The sequence below is a fragment of the Proteus sp. STS61-E genome, assembly GCF_040932335.1.
Taxonomy (GTDB): domain Bacteria; phylum Pseudomonadota; class Gammaproteobacteria; order Enterobacterales; family Enterobacteriaceae; genus Proteus; species Proteus mirabilis_B.
Map to the genome: position 1 here is coordinate 284,530 of NZ_JBFQGE010000004.1, position 17,559 is coordinate 302,088.

Here is a 17,559-nt window from a genome sequence, read left to right on the forward strand (position 1 = left end):
CGATGCCACAACCATCTCTTTATGAAATGCTAACGGGTTATTTTTCAGGTGGGTTACCTGTTGATTCTATATCAGAAGAAGATCAGGTTATTCTTTCTGTTATGGATAATATTCGTCGAATATTAAATTCACGAGCAGGAACATTAAAACATCTGCCTGATTATGGTTTACCTGATATGAGCAAAATAATTCAAGGGCTACCTGGAAGCTCACATAAGGTAATGTCTATATTATCAACAACATTACTAAAATATGAACCTAGAATAAAATCAGTAACACTAGGTATATTACCTGAAAATGAATTTGGAAAATTGTGTTATTCTTTAGATATTGAATTACATGAAAGAGGGCTTATACGTTATGGTACTGAGTTTTCACCTGATGGAAGAATATTTCTCCATCATTTAAAAAAACAATTTTATTTATCATGATGTTATTTCTTTCTATTTATTCTCATTTTTTCTTTATTTAGATTTATTTTTATATTATTGAGACCTTAAATTAACTTGAGGCAACTATGAATTCTTACTTAGATTCACTTTCAATTGGAGGTGATCCTCGTGTGTTTAATCAATTTCTTGCTGTTAAAGAAGAACTTGATAAACGATTTCATCCAGCTCGCCCAGATATTAATTGGCAGTATGTCCATGAATTGTGTCTCTCTTTATTTAATCAAAATGGTGCCGATCTTCAAACCGCCTCTTGGTTTGTCATATGTCGTCAACACCAAGCTGGACTTGATGGTCTAAATGAAGGGCTTTACCTTATTCATAATATATTGACTCAATATTGGCAAACATTATGGCCAGTGCAAACACATACTCGTATCAATATTCTTTCATCCTTAAGCCAACAGTTAATCTCCGGTATTCGTGGTACAACTTTTGTCTATTCCGACTTATCTATTCTTTATCAAATTGAAGAATTATTAAAGAATATCAATCATCACCTTCAAATTTTAGAAATTAAACATCTTGTTCAATTTGATTATTTAGAGAACTTAGTTATTGCTCAAGCGCGGCAATTAGAGAATGCAGACACATTAGATAGTAATTTTAACGCTCTCGAATTATCCTCTACGGTCAATAAAGAAGAAAAGATCTCACCACAAATTATCGATACGACTTTATCTACATCACCTACGCCAAAAAACATTAATAAAGGTATTACACCACCCAAAACCTATATATCCTCTTCCATCTCATTACAACCTCCCATAAAAAAGACATATCGACAGGAGCTATGGCGAGGGATTTTAATTGGCACACTAACCAGTAGTTTATTTTTCGTTATCCTATTCTATTTTTGGTTATCTGAATTAAAAAATAACAATCTAACAGATGCTTTTCCTTATATTCCAACTATTAATGCCCACGCAGGCTCTCTTATTGAACAACAAACTGCAAATGGTAGAAATATAACAAAAACGCTCAATTCTGAGCAGATTGATGTGATACAACAACGTTTAGATGAACTCGCGTTACTTTCTCCCACATGGGCACAGAGTTATGGACTTGAAGTAATCAGTTATTTGAGTGAGCAGTATGAAGATAATCCAGAGCTTTTATCATTTACGCAGCTTTGGAAAAATAATCTAAAAATAAATGCCACCACGGATGAACAACTCAATCAATGGTCTAAAGGCATGGCTGAACTCGACAGATTAAGTCAACGACTAGATAGCTTTGATGGTAATCCTAAAAATTACATAACAGGCTCTGAATTAAAATCGATCATTTTTAAAGTTCGCCAACATTTCAACCAAGCTAAGCCTTTAGAGGAAGAGTTACGCTTACTTGAAAAGCAACCAACACAAAATGCAATTTCAGACTATGAATATCAACAAATAGATAACCATTTTAAACAACTATTAAATCGATATTCGTTATTACGTTCTAAATAAAGAAAACAATAGTTTTAGTTTAAATAAAACTTTCACTGCTTATCAAGCAGTAAAAAAATTATAGATCAAATAAAGAAATGATAATTAAAAATAAATATTCAATATTAAAATCAAAAATAACAACAAATGGAAAAAACTATAAAATCGACAAATTCACCTCTCATTAATTTAAATATTGAAAAGTTAAAAATAATCATAATTGCACTATTTTAATACTGATAGAAATATTCATTAAAAAGTAACGAGTTATTACAAAATAGCTTTTAAATTAATAACTAAAAAAGAAGATAATAATAAAATTACAGTATTAAACCATCAGTGTATGACACAATTAAATTATCACATAATGACTAAAAAGGAATAACTCTCATTATATTCAAGGAAATACGAGTAAAATCACGTATATTTAATCACTAAAGTAACAAATCAATTAATGAGATTTATCTTTATTACAAATACGTATTACTAAAACACATCTTAATTACATTCTGTTTCAATTATCAACACTAATAAATATTAATTTTCAATAAACTAATTGTAATAAGTTTTGTTAATTATTTAGATTGTAAGGTGTTTGAATGAATATAAAAATGTTTGTTATTTCATTATTATTGGTTTCTTTTGGCGCACAAGCATTGATTATTAATGAAAATAATCCACCAGAATATCAATCTTTTAAATCAAATTATTCTGATATGATTGAGTTGGCTAATAAATCACGTTTACCACATCGGGTATTCTATACTTCACCAAGTACAGGCAGAAATGCACTATGGTTTGATGCTGTAAAACATGGTGATTTAAATGAAGTCAAAAAGATGCTTGCCAATGGTCAAAATATTGAAGCAAAAGACACGGGAAGTTTAGAGCAAACAGCGCTAGGATGGGCTGCGTTTATTGGTGATGAAGAGATGGTAGATTACCTCATCTCTCAAGGTGCAAGCCTTTGGGCGACGGATAGAGGCGATGTTTATAATGTCTTTAAATCGGCAGTCTTAGGAAATAACGTCAATGTGGTAAAAAAAATTCACGACCTAATGAGAAGCGATATCGAGCTCAATAACCAAAGAGTAGAAAGCGATGGTGAAACATTTATTATGATTGCAGCCAGCAATAATCGTCTTGAAACCGTAAAATACCTTATTTCTAAAGGTGCAGATGTTAATCTTGTTACTACAACACAAGATAAATCATTATTCTCTTATAATCACAGTGCATTGAGCTATGCTTGCCAAAATAATCTTAAAGATATGCAGAGACTGTTGATCAGAAACGGGGCTATAAATCATATAACAGGTACAACATCCTGCCATTAAATACACAAAAGCCATCCTATAATAAGATGGCTTTTGTGCTATTAGTCATTGAGTTTTGAGAAATAGAATTTTAATTAAAGCAACTAAAAAATAACTCAATATATTTATCAGAACTCAATATCAACAAATGATATTCCAACACGACATTTAAACGACTTTCTTTTTTCTAAATATAACTATCTCACTTGGCTGCGTTATCGATTGCTTGTCCTCAAAAACCATAAAATCTGTTTTTTTAGCCTCTAAGATAAGGCTTTGAGGTGTAACACCAAGTATATAAGAAATAGTAATTAGTTGATCTACAGCTATTTTTAAATGTCCATCCTCTAATTGAGCATAATGTAACAGACTTATTCCCAATTTTTCAGACATCTCATTTTCTGTTATTTTCAATTGTCTTCTTATCATTTTTATCCTATTTCCAACCTTGGTGTTAATCATCCTATTGTTCTCCTTCTTTTATTAGATGATCATATCGATAAAACACCGAATTACAGTTTAAAAACGATCAAATCATAAACTGAAAATACTTAACCATTTGTTATTGAACACTAGTAACAGTACTTACTTTCACGAACTCTGTTAATAAGGTTATTCCGATATTTTAAATTTAAAATAATTTACATTTCTATATGTAATTTTAATATACATCAGATTTAGAATAATACCATAGTATTAAATATCGAATATGCAATCAATAAATATCAATAAGTTAGCTAGTTTTTAATTGTCATTTTATAGAAAAAGAGAAGTTTACTCTAAAAACCATAGATATAATCAATGGTTTTTATGCGGGCATATTTATTATTAATGAATAAATAATAAATGTTGCAAGAATATATATTGATTATTAATTAGATAAAATAAATTTAACATTTATAATGCTTTTACTCTTTAATTTTTTATAAAAATAAAATTTAATACTGACATCTATCTGCGGTTTAAAATAAAACCGCAAATATTTTATTTTTTCTTTAATTCAATTTCTTCATCATAAAAACGTAATTTTACAGGTTCACCATCTGCATCTTTAAAATTTAAGCGCAATTTTGTCGCTGTCTTACTTGGAATATTTACATCTTCCTGAATATCACCTAAATATGCTACAAAATCATCAGCATCTATAGCATAAATATTTTTCTTTTCATTTAAGTTTGTTAAACGGATAAGAGAATCAGAGTTATTTTTAACAGCAAGAGTTACTAAATAATTATTCTCACCTGTAGACTCAACAGAAAGTGTTCTAATTGTTGTGTATTTTTTCAGATTATCTTTATCATAAATAATGACTGCACCGTCTACACTGCTACCAGATTGGCGTCCTTCGTCAACTCCATCCTTTAATCCAGATAAGGCATCTTTACTTACAATAGTTAAATTAGACGTGAAGGCTTTTACTCCCTCTTTTATTGCACTTGTTTCTTGGGTTTCTGTCGCAAATGCAGTTGATGAAAAAAGTAATATTATGCCTACTAAATGTGTTTTTCTCATTATTTCTCACCTATCAAATTAGGACTTACTTATAAAAATAAATATAAATTTATTTTTCTTTCTATCAACTAATGTAATAGAAATAAATCATAATCGTGAATTAGATATATCCTAAGTACAAAAACACACCTTTTATTTAAATAATAATTTTATAAAAATAAAAAACCTGATTCCGATTAAATATCGAAATCAGGCATTGTTAGCTACTTAATAAACGACCCCAACTTTATGGCGTCTCTTCAAATTTGAAGGCTTTTTCTAAACTAGATTGATTAGAATCTGTAAAGACTAAATGGTTTTGGATCTAAAACAGGTTTTTTACCAAGTAATAAATCAGCTGTTAATTCTGCTGATACTGGGCTTTCTGTCATACCCCAACCTGTTGCTGTATTAATCACTAAACCTGGGTACTCTTTAACTTCTGAAATAATTGGATTCTCATCTGGTGCGATAGCCATTGCACCACTCCATTGATCAATTAATTTTGATTCTTTAAAGGCAGGGAATTCTGCTTTTAATTTTTCTAATGAAGCATTTAACTCAGGTAAATCTGGCAGTGCAGTCATATTTCTAAACTGTTCAAACGGAGAAACTTCATCTAAGTTCCAATGTGTTGATTGCATAAATGAATTGATTAATTGTTCATTTAAAGAAATATGCACAGGGAAATCAGGTAGAGCTAATAATGGCAGATATTTATAACCATAAGTGAAAGATTCTTTCACTACTGGAGCCACAATAACACGAGGAGAAGTTGCGTAAGTACCATCAGCTTGTTCACGGAAGAAAATACCGCCCGGTAAAGCAACGTTGCCACCCGGTGCTGTTGGTGAACCACTGATTAACTGTTGAGACTGATATGCAGGCAGTGTTGGTACATCAACATTGAGATTTTGCATAAATAGGCGTGACCAAACACCACCAGCAACAACAACTTGAGAAGTTTTAATTGCACCTTTCTCTGTTACAACATCAGAAATCACACCTGCTTGTGTTTCTAAGCCACGAGCCGCACATTGAGTGTAAATTCGAACGCCCATTTTTTTAGCGTATTCAGCCATAACGAAGGTTGCTACTTCAGGATCGAAGCTACCAGAATCTTCTTCAAAGCCAGCAATTTTCCAATCTGTTGTCGCACCACGAAGACGTTGATTTAATTCAGCACCTTCAATAATTTTGGTTCTAAATGGAATATCTGAGCCAACATTCTTACTTCTTTCATCAATCCATTTTCTTACGTTAACTAAATCTTCTTCATCAAGAGGAACTTCAACGCGACCTTGTGTACGATAAGTAGTGTCAACGCCTACTTTTGCGTTCATTTCACGCCAGCGATGTTTGCCCAAATGGTGTAATAAGAACGTTTCATCAGGCATTTTATAGCTAATCGCCTGACCATAGAATCTTGAAGATTGCTCACCAGCGATGTTACCTTTCTCAACAATCACAACAGATAAACCACGTTCTACAAGGTTAATCGCTGTCATAATACCAAGAATACCAGCGCCAATAACAACAACATCAGCTTGTTTTGGTAAAGCACCTTCAGTGCCTTCAACAAAGCCATGTCTTGGCGTACCCGGAACAAAGCGCCCTTCGCGAGTTAACATTGGTGTCAAAATACCAGCACCAGCAGCGACAGCCACTACTGTTCCACCAATGATAAATTTTCTTCTAGATATCGCCATTTTACACGTTCCTTTTACTCAATGAATTATTAGCATTAAAATAATAACGATATCTTATTTCATTTGTAAACTATTAGTAAAGTATTTGTAAATCTTTTCATCTATTTTTTTCTTAAAAACCCGTACTATTTAATTTACTTATACAAAGAAGGGAATTAATTATCATTTTGTTTTTTATCGATTATTTAAGTACATTAAGTAAAATGAAAGCATATCAAACTAGTTGTTTTCTTGGTTTTTTAATCAATATATAAAATTTTCCACTATTAAAGCGCTACACCCCATTTGTTAAATATCACGTTATTACGCATTCAAGTTACAAATAAACAAGTGAGATAAAATAAATTGATTAACAAATAATCCACAAAATCACTAATGTTACTAAAACAATAAATTGAGCACATAAGAAGGAGATAAGAATAAGAAACATAACAATGGACTGGTTATTTGATGGTGATTCAGAGGAAAATAAGGCGGTAGTTAAAATGACCATACTTAAGATTATATTTATCTCTATACATAACCAAATTTTAAGTGTTCATTTTTAAACCAATAGTGCAAAAAATCTTTTTTTGATTATTTTTATCAAGGCAGCTTAATTTTTCCCTTACAAATCAACGCTGTTACAATTTGAAACAAAATACACATTTTGTTACATATTAAAAATCCATGTACATTAGAACGGACTGGCTTTAGCGAGATTTCGGACATTTACGAAAGTGAATCGTATAAGCAAATACACTTATTATAATAAACGAAAGCAGTAAATATCGTGTGAACAATTATTTTACGCTAAGTCACTTATCCTACGAGGATACAACGCCCTTTCTCTCTGCCCCTTTCTTTACTTCCTTCCAAAATTACTTAAGCTACTCTTATCAAATCGCAGTGCGCACTGGCTGATTTTTATCGAAAGGACTTCAACAAAATGATTTTGTTGAGAAACGATTATTCACTGTAAATTAAGGACTTGCCATGCCAACTCCATGCTATATCTCTATCGAAGGGAAAACTCAAGGTAACATCACTGCGGGCGCATTTACCGCGGAATCCGTCGGTAATATTTATGTTCAAGGCCACGAAGATGAAATGCTGGTGCAAGCATTCTCTCACGTAGTCACTGTACCTACTGATCCACAATCGGGTCAGCCTTCAGGTCAACGCGCCCATAAACCATTCCGTTTCACTGTGGCGTTAAATAAAGCGGTTCCTCTGCTGTATAACGCATTAGCCTCGGGCGAAATGCTGCCAAAAACCACCTTAAAATGGTATCGCACTTCGGTTGAAGGGAAACAAGAGCATTTCTTCACCACCACGCTAACCGATGCGACTATCGTCAACATCGATTGCCAAATGCCACACTGCCAAGATCCGGCAAAATCAGACTTCACACAACTGATCGAAGTCTCCCTGTCTTATCGCAAAATTGACTGGGAACACACGGTTGCAGGCACGTCTGGCTCTGACGACTGGCGCGCTCCTCTCGAAGGTTAATCCTTCTTTTCACCTGCACACCAAAGTGTGTGGGTGTTTCTTTGTATTTTCTTAATGGATAAAACAAGCGGTAGCTTGCTCAGTGGATATTGGAGCGAATGATGTTTGCGAAAGATAAAAAAAATAATCTCACCTCTCAGCTTGGTGGATTAAAAAAGAAGGCGCTCGATAAAGCGCAGGATCTAGCGATTGCTAAAGCAACATCCACACTTTCGGCCTCTACTCAGCAAGCCCTCGCTACAGCTCAAACGGCACAACAAGGGCTTTCGCAAGCCTCGTCAATGGCCTCTCAAGCCTCATCGCTTATTCCCGGTGGCGGTTTTACCGGTGGAATAAATAACGACGATGTACCGGGGCTTACCTTCTCTGAAGGATTGGCTAAAAATAAAGCCTATGCACAACTGTTAGATTCGCTATTAGGCGCGGTATCGCCTTCTGGTTTGGTTTTCACCTGCCAAATTGCTGGCTTGCCTGAAAGCACCTTTCAAGTCACGGAATTTAATCTAAATGAAGGGTTATCACGTTTATTTTCACTGTCCATTAGCGCAGTCACGACTTTGCCTTTTATCGATTTTCAATCGCTATTGGGTGTGGCTTCATCGTTAACGGTTAAGCGTAATGGCAAAGAAGTCCGTACTGTACGTGGGATCTTAGCCGGTGCCGTGCAAGGGAATACCGACGGTGTAAAAACGTGGTATCACTTCGATATTCGCCCTGAAATGTGGGTGATGACCCTAAATCAAGACAGCCGTATTTTCCAGCATAAAAAAGTACCTGAGATTTTAAAAACGCTGTTAGAAGAAGCCCATATCAAAGCAGACAGCAAATTTTACCGTGATGATTTACACCAAAAACGCCCCTATACCACGCAAAAACGGGAATCTACCTATGCATTTTGGTGTCGTTTAGCCTTTGAAGAAGGGATTAACTTTTGGTTTGAAGAGAACCAACTGTTTTATAGCGATGAACATATGGGCATGACGGCAGGCATTCACCTTACCTATAACCCGCAAGCTGAAAGCGATATTACAGATAGCACAGCGACCACATGGCAATACGGCGAATATCTCTGTGTGGATGAAACCATTCAAAAAGACAATAACTTTATCCGCCCTTCTTACCCATTAGCGCATCAAGCCAAATTAGAAAAAGGCGGTCAACATAGTGTGTTCGAAAGCTATGGACGCTTTCAAGAAGATGCACAAGCTGCCCCTTTAACTACCATTCGTTTTGAACAACTGCGCAACGGCAGTCGTGTTGGACGTGCCAGCACCAACTGTTTTGCCTTAATGCCGGGCAAGATTTTCTCGCTGAGCAATCACCCTAGTTTAATGATGAATGATAACTGGCAAGTTATTCAAGTTTCGCATCATGGCGTACAACCCTTGGCAGATAACAGCGGAGGCGAAGGTACACAGCTTTCTAATAGCGTCGAATTTATTCCCGGCACACAAGAATGGCGACCACCGCATCATTACAAACCGACGGCGGATGGCGATGAAGTTGCCACGGTGGTAGGCCCTCCGGGTGAAGAGATATATGTCAATGAAGTGGGTGCCGTAAAAGTCTATTTTCATTGGGATCGCTATGGCAAGCCCGATCACAGTGCCTCGTGCTGGGTGCGTGTAGCAATGGGTTGGAATGGCAATGGCTATGGTTTTTCTGCTGTACCGCGTATCGGGCAAGAGGTTATTGTCTCTTATCTTAATGGCGATATTGATAGACCGATTATCACAGGGTGCACCTATAACGGTCGTAACGCCCCCCCGCTGAAATTTCCTGAAAATATGACCCGCACGACAATCAAAACCAAAACCCATAAAGGCGATGGTTTTAACGAACTGCGCTTTGAAGATGCGGGTGGCAAGCAGGAGATTTTTATTCATGCACAGAAGGATATGAATACGGTGGTGCTCAACAATCGCACCACGCATGTACTTAATAGCCACGCTGAGATCATCGATAAAAATCAAGAGGTGCAGGTAAAAGGTAATCGCACTGAAACCATCAATGAAAATAACACCGAAACTGTCGGTCAGCATAAAAAAATCAGTGTGGGTAATACGTTAGCCATCGATGCAGGTGATGCCCTTGAGCTGCGTTGCGGTGCCAGCGTGTTAAGAATGGATAGTGCAGGCCATATCACTATTAATGGTACGGAATTTAGTTTTGAAGCCTCAGGTCCGGTGCAGATCACGGGCAAAGATATTGACTTGAATTAAGAAGGTGAAAATGGAATTTCGCAACTTAACCCCGTTTTCAGTAATGAACTATAAGATGTTAGATACCTCAGATATTGAACATCATGTTGTCGTGATGAAAGTGGGTTACGACTTACTGCCCACAACAGAAACGGGGATTTACCAGCCTCATCTTTCAACAAAATTTCCGCTGATTTTACAGGATGAGTATGTATCAACCATCAATACGTCTTCTGTTTTTTATGAAAGTGATTTAGCGCCCTTTAAACCTTTTTGTGATGTGATCATAAAAGGAATGGCGTATGCACCTAATGGCATTCCTAGCGAGTCGATTATCGCATCTGTCACCTTAATGGATGCAGAAAAAAACACCTTACTTTATAAACCATTACGTTGCACAGGTGTTCGGCAATTCATTTATGACGAGCAAAAAAAATCGTGGCAATTAACACGACCTAAACCCATACGACAATTACCAATAGATTACCGTTATGCTTTTGGGGGTGAAAATAAGATCTATGCCGATGAACAATTACAACACACATTAAATAAAGAAAATTTATTACCTGAACCTGTACGTATTAATCATCTCGAGGGTGAATCAGCGCCTATTGCACATGCTGCTTATGAATATAATCCATTAGGCCTAGGATTTATCACCCCGTGGTATCAGCAAGCAAAAGGTATTACCTCATTTTCAGCTCCTCAAATTGAATCATTAAGTACCCCCATTACGGCTGATTGGATTAATCAGCAACTCAATGCTAGCACTTTTCAACAGCAGCCCGCTGGTTTTGGTGTTATTGGTCGAGCATGGTTACCGCGCCGTTTATTAGCAGGTACTTATGATGATGAATGGGTTAATTCTCGCCATCCGTATTTACCTTATGATTTTGATTTTCAATATTGGAATGGTGCACCCGCTGACCAACAAATTCCTTACCCGAAAACTAATTTCACATTGAAATGTGAGAATTTAACCCTGCAAGGTTATTTGCAAACCACATTACCTGAGCATCGCCCTTTTGTTTTATTGCGTATGCAAGATGGCCTGTTTATTCCTATCAAATTGAATTTAGACACACTTGTTATTGATGCTGAAAAACAGCAACTTGCACTGACTTATCGATTAGCTTTTGAAGTATCACTTCCTATTCGCGTTTGTGAAGCGCGTTTTGAAATCAATCCTGATGCACCTTTAGTGCGTTTTGCCCAACCACAAGAGGAGCAAACTCATGGCTGATAATTATATTGCAAGACAACAAGATGCTTGGCTCGTTATTAGTCTAGTTCCCGATGTTTGCAAAACACCAATAGGACCTTCAACTCCTCCGATCCCTTATCCCGTTGTGGCAAAACTCGAAACCGCTGTCGGCTCAGTGCCTACAGTTAGAGCAAATAACCACCCTATTGTTGTTCTTAATCAAAGTGTTATTCCCACCACAATGGGTGATGAAGCAGGCGCAGCAAAAGGGATAAAAAGTGGCACCGTGGCGGGTAAGTGTTACCCCAAAGAGCACTCGAAAAGCGTTAAGGTCAATAAAAAACCCATTTTACGTCATGGGGATAAGTTTTGGATGAATGGGAAGTAACAAGGAAGATCGATTATGAAAACTTATCTAGTCTATGAAGTACCAGAAGTGGGTAAAAAAAATAATTACACTGATATTGATACTTTTGATAAGCAATGGGGGAATGCTTTAAAATCAGACGATAGCCTCCCCCAAGGTCATGTAATATCCAGCACAAATGACGATATCCGTAGTACTAGTTATATTGGTTTACCATCAGGTCAGGAAATGTATTTTCATGCTACTTTATCGAGTGATAATGTAGAAATAAGAGTACTTGATAGTAAAGGAAATTTACCGCCAAGCCACCCTATTTACTATGTTGATTACGAAACATATGATGAAATAATTAAGAAATACCATCTTGATAACTTACCTCCCTCTACACAATTATTTAGCTCAGTATCAATAGATGAAGTTCAGCCTAATGGTAATACTGAAGGTATTATTACACATGTTCCTTCTTCTAATGGAAAGACACCTGAAGAAGCCAACACTGTCGTTTCTGCTGAAAATAATGATGAAAAAATAGCAGCAACAGTAGCGGGAAGTATTACTCAGTCATCACCACAAAACTCTCCTCCTTCAGAAGCTACCCAGCAAGTTTATAAAGCCTTTAATAATATGGGAGAGGCTATTGTCCACCCCGATGAAGGTGCTAAAGGTGCCATAAAGCAATTTTATAATGATGGCGTTGAAATGGCGGAAGGTTTAACGTCAGTCTCCTATTTTTACTCAGCGATAACATCAGCAAGAAATGCAATTGTTGCTAAAGTATTTGGTTTTGATGATATAGCGAAAAATCAAGCTCAGCAGGCAATAAGTCAAACTGAAAAAGCAAAAAATGTCGACTTTAGTGAGATTAAAGCAACGCTAGAAAGTGAAGCAGAGAAAGGCGGAGCTCTTCTTTATGAAGGTGCCAGCTTAATGACAGGAATTTTGGGAGTGTTTAAGCATGGTTCGAAAGCTGTTTTTTCAAAATCTAATCAAGCACGTAGAGATCTTGATGCTACCATTGGAAATATTGATTTAACAACAGCAAAAACAGCTTCAAAAGAAAAACCAATCACCAACGTAGATAATATCAAACCAGACACAACACCAATAAATAAAGCCCCAGAAAAACCAATTGACCCTGTTGATAATGCAAAACCAGACTCAGGTGCAACCATCAAAGAAAAGCCTGCAACAACGGATACACCTAAAACAGAAACACCATCAACGAAAGTTAATGATGAAAAAAGCAATACCCAGAGCTCTGATACAGGGAAAAGCCAAGATAACCAAAAGAAAAATACTGAAGGAGATCCCGTTGATTTAGTGAGTGGGGACTTTATCCAGATTTGGCCTGTTATTTCGATCCCCGGCCTTTTACCTATTGAACTCAATAGAGCTTACTATTCTACCCAATCACCTAAAGGGCTTTTTGGCAGTAAATGGGGAGATAACTGGTCAATGTCGTTAACACTGCATCATGGCAGTGTTGATTTTCAAGATCCAGATGGCAATCATTATACCTTTTTGACTCCTTCCGATGAAGTCTGCTCACGTAACCAACGTGTTCCTCATTACTTACTGTTAGGTAATAAAAAAACGGGATTATGGATACGTGATAATCGCCATCAACGCCTTTATTACTTTGAAGCACAAACCGCAAAATCGTCACATTATCGGCTGATAAAAATCAGCAACCTACAAGGATTATCACTTCATTTCAGATATAACGATAAAGGACAATTAAACCAACTTATTCGTTATGATGGTTTTCAAATAAATCTGCATTATCAATATGATAAATTACAATTTATTGATTACACCTTCGATTCAAAAGTCCAGCGCTTAGTCTCTTGTCAATACGATAAACAGGGCTATTTAAGTGAATGTGATGCCTTTCAGCAAAACCACTTATTCCATACCTATACCGCCCAAGGTTGGATGACAAGTTGGCGTGACACTGACCAAACTGAATTAACGCTTGAATATGATACGCAAGGCCGTGTCATCAAAACCTATTCAGAAAGTGGTTATTGGTGTGATCGTTTTTTATATGACGATACCTTAGCTATCAATACTTATATTGATAATGAAGGTGGTCAAACTCGCTATTATTACAATGAAAATCAGCAAGTTATTCGTGTACTCGATCCTTTAGGTCGAGAGACTCGAACACAGTGGCAAGATCATCGAAAAGTCAGTGAAACCAATGATCTTGGAGAAACTACAAAATATGTTTATCACGCTGATGGGCTTCTAGCACAAATCCATCTACCTGATGGTCGTAAAGTGGGTTATGAATATAATGACAATGGACAACTCACCTGCTATGTCTCCCCCTTTGGCGATAAATGGCAACTCACCTACGATGACAAAGGTAATTTAACCGCAGTTACCGATCCACAAGGTCGCCAACAAGCCTATGAATATAGCCAACATGGCGAGTTACTCAAAGCTATTCAGCCGAATGGTGCACAGTGGCACTATGAATATAACCAAGCTAATCAATTAATAAAAAGCACCAGCCCTTATCAACATAGCTCGGAATACCAAAGCGATGAGCTAGGTCGCTTACTGCAAGTCACCAATGCACTAAACCACACCACTCGCTATCAATACAGTAAAGAGCATGATGGTGTTAACGGCAGTCTCAGCGATATTTTATTGCCTGATGATATCCATCAACATATTGAATATGACAGCGAACGCCGGGTTGTTGCTGTCACCGATGGCGAAGGCAAAACCACGCGCTATCGCTATGGCCCCTTTGATTTATTACTCGCCACAATACGCCCTGATGGGACGGAAATTCGCTTTGAATATGACTCACTTACTCGACTCAAAAACGTCATCAACGCTACCGGTGATGTCTATTCTTATGAGCGTGATAAAGCCGGTCAAATTATTCGTGAAGTGGATTTTGCAGGACGTGAAATTCAATATCGCTACGACCGCTTAGGGCGACGTATTGCGACTCGTTACCCTGATAATCATGAGCTCCGTTATCATTATGATGAGACAGGGTTAGTCACCGAACAAAGTATTTGGCTTGTCGATGAGATTGAGCATAAGTGCCTTTCTACAACCACTTATCAATACAATGAACGTTTGCAACTTATTCGTGCCACCAATCCTGATTCGGTGGTGGAATTTGAGTATGACAACCAAGGGCATTTATGTTGTGAACGGATAAATGGACAAGAGATTACGCATCAATGGGATGAGGAGCACGATATTCTCACCCAAACCCGCTTTGGTGAGCGTGAGCTTAATTATGCCTTTGGTCAACTTCATGAACTGACTTCCCTGCAAGTCAACCAACATGCACCCTTGCAATTTAGTTATAACGCACTGGGTCAAGAGTTTTTACGTCAAAGCCAAGCGGGTTTTGCCAACTCCAGCCATTACACCGCCACCGGATTATTGGCCCATCAACGTGCAGGACGAGGAACGGAGTCCTTTTTACAGTCATTACACGATAATCCACTTCAACCACCGATGTCGACCGATGTTCATCGAGGTTATCAATACGATAAAGCCTTTAATCTGATCAATATTGATGATGATCGCTGGAACCGCACACAATATCGCTATAACGCCAACGACCAAATTGTTGAAACGCAATATAGCAACCAGTTTGAACGCCAAAGCGAGAAGTTTCAGTACGATAACAACCTGAACATCACAGAGCATCAATTTATTCCATCTGATGCGCAAGGTGCGTTTTTACAACTGGCGCAGCAGCAACAAAAAGGCCGTGTCACTCGCCGTATCACCGCCAAAGGTTATCAAGACTATCACTACGATATTAATGGTCGATTAACGCAAAAAGTGGTTCATCAACACGGTTTTCGAGCAAAAACGTGGTATTACCAATGGAATACGCTTAACCAACTTATCGCCTGTTTTAATCCTGAGGGTGAATGTTGGCGTTACACTTACGATGCCTTTGGCAGAAGGCTTAGTAAAAGCAAGGTAGTCGATAATCGCCCTATTTCACCGCCCAATTCACCGTTTAAAAATAAACGCGTTCAGCGTGTCGATTACCTGTGGTCTGGCGACCAAATGGTGCAGGAAACTCCGATTTATGCCGATGGCACCCCTGCTTATGATTCGCAAATTCAGTGGCTCTATCAGCCCGGCGAAATTACCCCAACGGCACGTTATCAGCGTGGAAAACTGCATTATATCGTCACTGACCATCAAGGCACGCCACGAGAAATCTTTAGCGAAAAAGGCATTGTCAGCTGGGCAGGTCGGTTAAATACCTGGGGACAAATGGCGTTTTGGCAATCTCATGATGATTATGCCGATAATGACCCTGAATATACCGAATGCCATTTTCGGTTTGCCGGACAATATGAAGATAAAGAAAGTGGCTTGTATTACAATCGCTTTCGCTACTATGATAAGGACACAGGGCAATATATTTCGCCTGACCCGATAGGATTATTAGGAGGCTTTAATCCGTATGGGTATGTGCATTGTCCAACGGGTTGGGTAGATCCGTTTGGGTTGAGTGGAACGTCGAAACTTGATGGCTCTTCAGGTGAAGATAAAACCCGATTCTTGATTGATTCAAAAGGACAAGTTCTAGATATTGAATATTTTAGAAACTTGAAATTTAATGGGCAAATTCTTGATGCTGGGCGAGGTGGAGGCAAGTTACCTATGATGGGTGAACCTGCTACATACTCTAAAACTACAGGTGGACATATCATTATTTTTGGTCCTGATGGTCGCCGAATTGCAGATATAAGTAAAGAAAGAATAAAAATAGTTGAATGGAATCGCTCACCCAAAGGACAATATTTTATTCGAACGGGTAGTGATACAAAATTTGCAGGTAGAGAAATACCTAATGAAATAAAAAAATTATGGGGATTAGAATGAAATTACATAAAAGCATAGTGTCTAATAAACTTATTGGTCAGTTCCCGTCTGATTTTCCAACAGAACTTAGCTTAACCAACTTTGTAGCGAATTGTGTTGGACTAGAAGCAGTTATTGCCTGCTCTGCGTTATTTTGCCCCGAAATCATAGAAATAGATGGCGTTATTTATCGAAGTGAAAATAATGACCAAAAAGTATACCCAAATGACTCATATGGAACAGATAAAAAAACATTAGAAATGGCAAGTAATGTTTTTCCAATTAGTCAGTTTTTTTTGATGGAAAATGATAAAGCTAGTGATGACTATATGCTGATAACTGTATTTAGTGAAGTTATTAAGTATTTCTGGAATATTAGATTAAAAAGCCTATACCCAAATAAAATATTTGAATTCATTATTACGGATGATGGTTTATATGGCGAAGAAGGATTTTGTATGACCTTTTATGAAGTTGAATAACTTTAGTCAGCTAGAAGAACCTAGAATCTTCTGGCTTCATTATTTTTAAGAGTCCATGCAATTTTTAGGAACTGATAACTTCCAACATTAACTTACGTATTGTTATCAGTTTCTGTTGTTAACTTTATAATCTAATTATATTCATATATCTTAGTAATTCAATACCAAGCAATTATTTAATAAAAATAGAATACCTTCTTACTTACAATAGTCCATAAAATGAAACAAGAAAAAATTCATCACTTTTTTTTAAAAAATATCTACATTTTTCCTTAGAAAAAACAACAAATATTATTTTTATTAATGATGAAGAAGGCAAAAATATAGATAATGTATTATTTCTTGATATTGATTCCAAAAATGTTGATGGATTTTATAACAACGAGAGCGCCCCCTTTATCTCTATAGAGAAAACAAATGAAATTGATAGCTTCAACTTATATTCAACCTATAAAGAACCACATAAAATCAAGGAGAAAATCACTCCTCACTTATAGTGGAAAATATAAGGTTATTTTTAATTAAAATTATAATTAAATTGTAGAAA

The 17,559-nt window shown here is 36.8% G+C and carries 12 protein-coding genes; 9 read left to right on the plus strand and 3 right to left on the minus strand.

What is annotated here, in order from left to right; all coding sequences use genetic code 11:
* Positions 1-2: 2 nt before the first annotated feature.
* The 3 genes from tssE (at position 3) to AB4J89_RS11635 (ending at position 3,219) form a co-directional block, all read left to right on the plus strand.
* Entirely contained in the window at positions 3-431 is a 429-nt protein-coding gene (gene tssE / locus AB4J89_RS11625; RefSeq protein WP_088494841.1) for a type VI secretion system baseplate subunit TssE, read from the plus strand.
* 86 nt (positions 432-517) lie between these two features.
* Positions 518-1,903: a VasL domain-containing protein gene (locus AB4J89_RS11630; protein WP_368469312.1), complete on the plus strand. Its 1,386-nt coding sequence runs from the start codon at positions 518-520 to the stop codon at positions 1,901-1,903.
* A 578-nt stretch (positions 1,904-2,481) separates the two neighbouring features.
* The gene (locus tag AB4J89_RS11635; RefSeq protein ID WP_193775147.1) at positions 2,482-3,219 is read left to right on the plus strand and encodes an ankyrin repeat domain-containing protein; all 738 of its coding nucleotides are present in this window, start codon (positions 2,482-2,484) and stop codon (positions 3,217-3,219) included.
* Between the two features lie 147 nt (positions 3,220-3,366).
* On the opposite strand, the gene AB4J89_RS11640 is transcribed toward AB4J89_RS11635, so the two are convergent.
* The 3 genes from AB4J89_RS11640 to AB4J89_RS11650 form a co-directional block, all read right to left on the minus strand.
* The gene (locus tag AB4J89_RS11640) at positions 3,367-3,660 is read right to left on the minus strand and encodes a helix-turn-helix domain-containing protein (RefSeq protein WP_088494839.1); all 294 of its coding nucleotides are present in this window, start codon (positions 3,658-3,660) and stop codon (positions 3,367-3,369) included.
* 522 nt (positions 3,661-4,182) lie between these two features.
* The gene (locus AB4J89_RS11645) at positions 4,183-4,710 is read right to left on the minus strand and encodes a hypothetical protein (protein WP_368469314.1); all 528 of its coding nucleotides are present in this window, start codon (positions 4,708-4,710) and stop codon (positions 4,183-4,185) included.
* A 272-nt stretch (positions 4,711-4,982) separates the two neighbouring features.
* Positions 4,983-6,398: an FAD-binding oxidoreductase gene (locus AB4J89_RS11650; RefSeq protein WP_088494837.1), complete on the minus strand. Its 1,416-nt coding sequence runs from the start codon at positions 6,396-6,398 to the stop codon at positions 4,983-4,985.
* 975 nt (positions 6,399-7,373) lie between these two features.
* On the opposite strand from AB4J89_RS11650, the gene AB4J89_RS11655 reads away from it, so the two are divergent.
* The 6 genes from AB4J89_RS11655 (at position 7,374) to AB4J89_RS11680 (ending at position 17,012) form a co-directional block, all read left to right on the plus strand.
* Complete coding sequence (locus AB4J89_RS11655) at positions 7,374-7,892, plus strand: Hcp family type VI secretion system effector (protein WP_036939804.1); 519 nt, start codon at positions 7,374-7,376, stop codon at positions 7,890-7,892.
* A 101-nt stretch (positions 7,893-7,993) separates the two neighbouring features.
* Positions 7,994-10,114 carry a type VI secretion system Vgr family protein gene (locus AB4J89_RS11660; protein ID WP_368469317.1) on the plus strand — a complete coding sequence of 707 codons (2,121 nt, stop codon included), beginning with the start codon at positions 7,994-7,996 and terminating at the stop codon, positions 10,112-10,114.
* Between the two features lie 10 nt (positions 10,115-10,124).
* A complete protein-coding gene (locus tag AB4J89_RS11665) occupies positions 10,125-11,336 on the plus strand; it encodes a DUF2169 domain-containing protein (RefSeq protein ID WP_368469319.1) in 1,212 nt (403 codons plus the stop codon).
* On the plus strand, positions 11,329-11,685 hold the full coding sequence (locus AB4J89_RS11670; RefSeq protein ID WP_311755763.1) for a DUF4150 domain-containing protein: 357 nt from the start codon (positions 11,329-11,331) through the stop codon (positions 11,683-11,685). The genes AB4J89_RS11665 and AB4J89_RS11670 overlap by 8 nt, the downstream gene beginning before the upstream one ends.
* 15 nt (positions 11,686-11,700) lie before the next feature.
* Positions 11,701-16,551, plus strand: a complete 4,851-nt coding sequence (locus AB4J89_RS11675) for an RHS repeat-associated core domain-containing protein (protein ID WP_368469321.1) — start codon at positions 11,701-11,703, stop codon at positions 16,549-16,551.
* Positions 16,548-17,012 carry a hypothetical protein gene (locus tag AB4J89_RS11680; RefSeq protein WP_165122666.1) on the plus strand — a complete coding sequence of 155 codons (465 nt, stop codon included), beginning with the start codon at positions 16,548-16,550 and terminating at the stop codon, positions 17,010-17,012. The genes AB4J89_RS11675 and AB4J89_RS11680 overlap by 4 nt, the downstream gene beginning before the upstream one ends.
* Positions 17,013-17,559: the final 547 nt, after the last annotated feature.

Excerpts from the sequence above, each read along its gene's own strand:
- AB4J89_RS11660 (WP_368469317.1), top strand. The coding sequence starts at position 7,994 with ATGTTTGCGAAAGATAAAAAAAATAATCTCACCTCTCAGCTTGGTGGA.
- tssE (WP_088494841.1), top strand. The coding sequence starts at position 3 with ATGCCACAACCATCTCTTTATGAAATGCTAACGGGTTATTTTTCAGGT.
- AB4J89_RS11640 (WP_088494839.1), bottom strand. The coding sequence starts at position 3,660 with ATGATTAACACCAAGGTTGGAAATAGGATAAAAATGATAAGAAGACAA.
- AB4J89_RS11655 (WP_036939804.1), top strand. The coding sequence starts at position 7,374 with ATGCCAACTCCATGCTATATCTCTATCGAAGGGAAAACTCAAGGTAAC.
- AB4J89_RS11680 (WP_165122666.1), top strand. The coding sequence starts at position 16,548 with ATGAAATTACATAAAAGCATAGTGTCTAATAAACTTATTGGTCAGTTC.
- AB4J89_RS11670 (WP_311755763.1), top strand. The coding sequence starts at position 11,329 with ATGGCTGATAATTATATTGCAAGACAACAAGATGCTTGGCTCGTTATT.
- AB4J89_RS11645 (WP_368469314.1), bottom strand. The coding sequence starts at position 4,710 with ATGAGAAAAACACATTTAGTAGGCATAATATTACTTTTTTCATCAACT.
- AB4J89_RS11650 (WP_088494837.1), bottom strand. The coding sequence starts at position 6,398 with ATGGCGATATCTAGAAGAAAATTTATCATTGGTGGAACAGTAGTGGCT.
- AB4J89_RS11665 (WP_368469319.1), top strand. The coding sequence starts at position 10,125 with ATGGAATTTCGCAACTTAACCCCGTTTTCAGTAATGAACTATAAGATG.
- AB4J89_RS11630 (WP_368469312.1), top strand. The coding sequence starts at position 518 with ATGAATTCTTACTTAGATTCACTTTCAATTGGAGGTGATCCTCGTGTG.
- AB4J89_RS11635 (WP_193775147.1), top strand. The coding sequence starts at position 2,482 with ATGAATATAAAAATGTTTGTTATTTCATTATTATTGGTTTCTTTTGGC.
- AB4J89_RS11675 (WP_368469321.1), top strand. The coding sequence starts at position 11,701 with ATGAAAACTTATCTAGTCTATGAAGTACCAGAAGTGGGTAAAAAAAAT.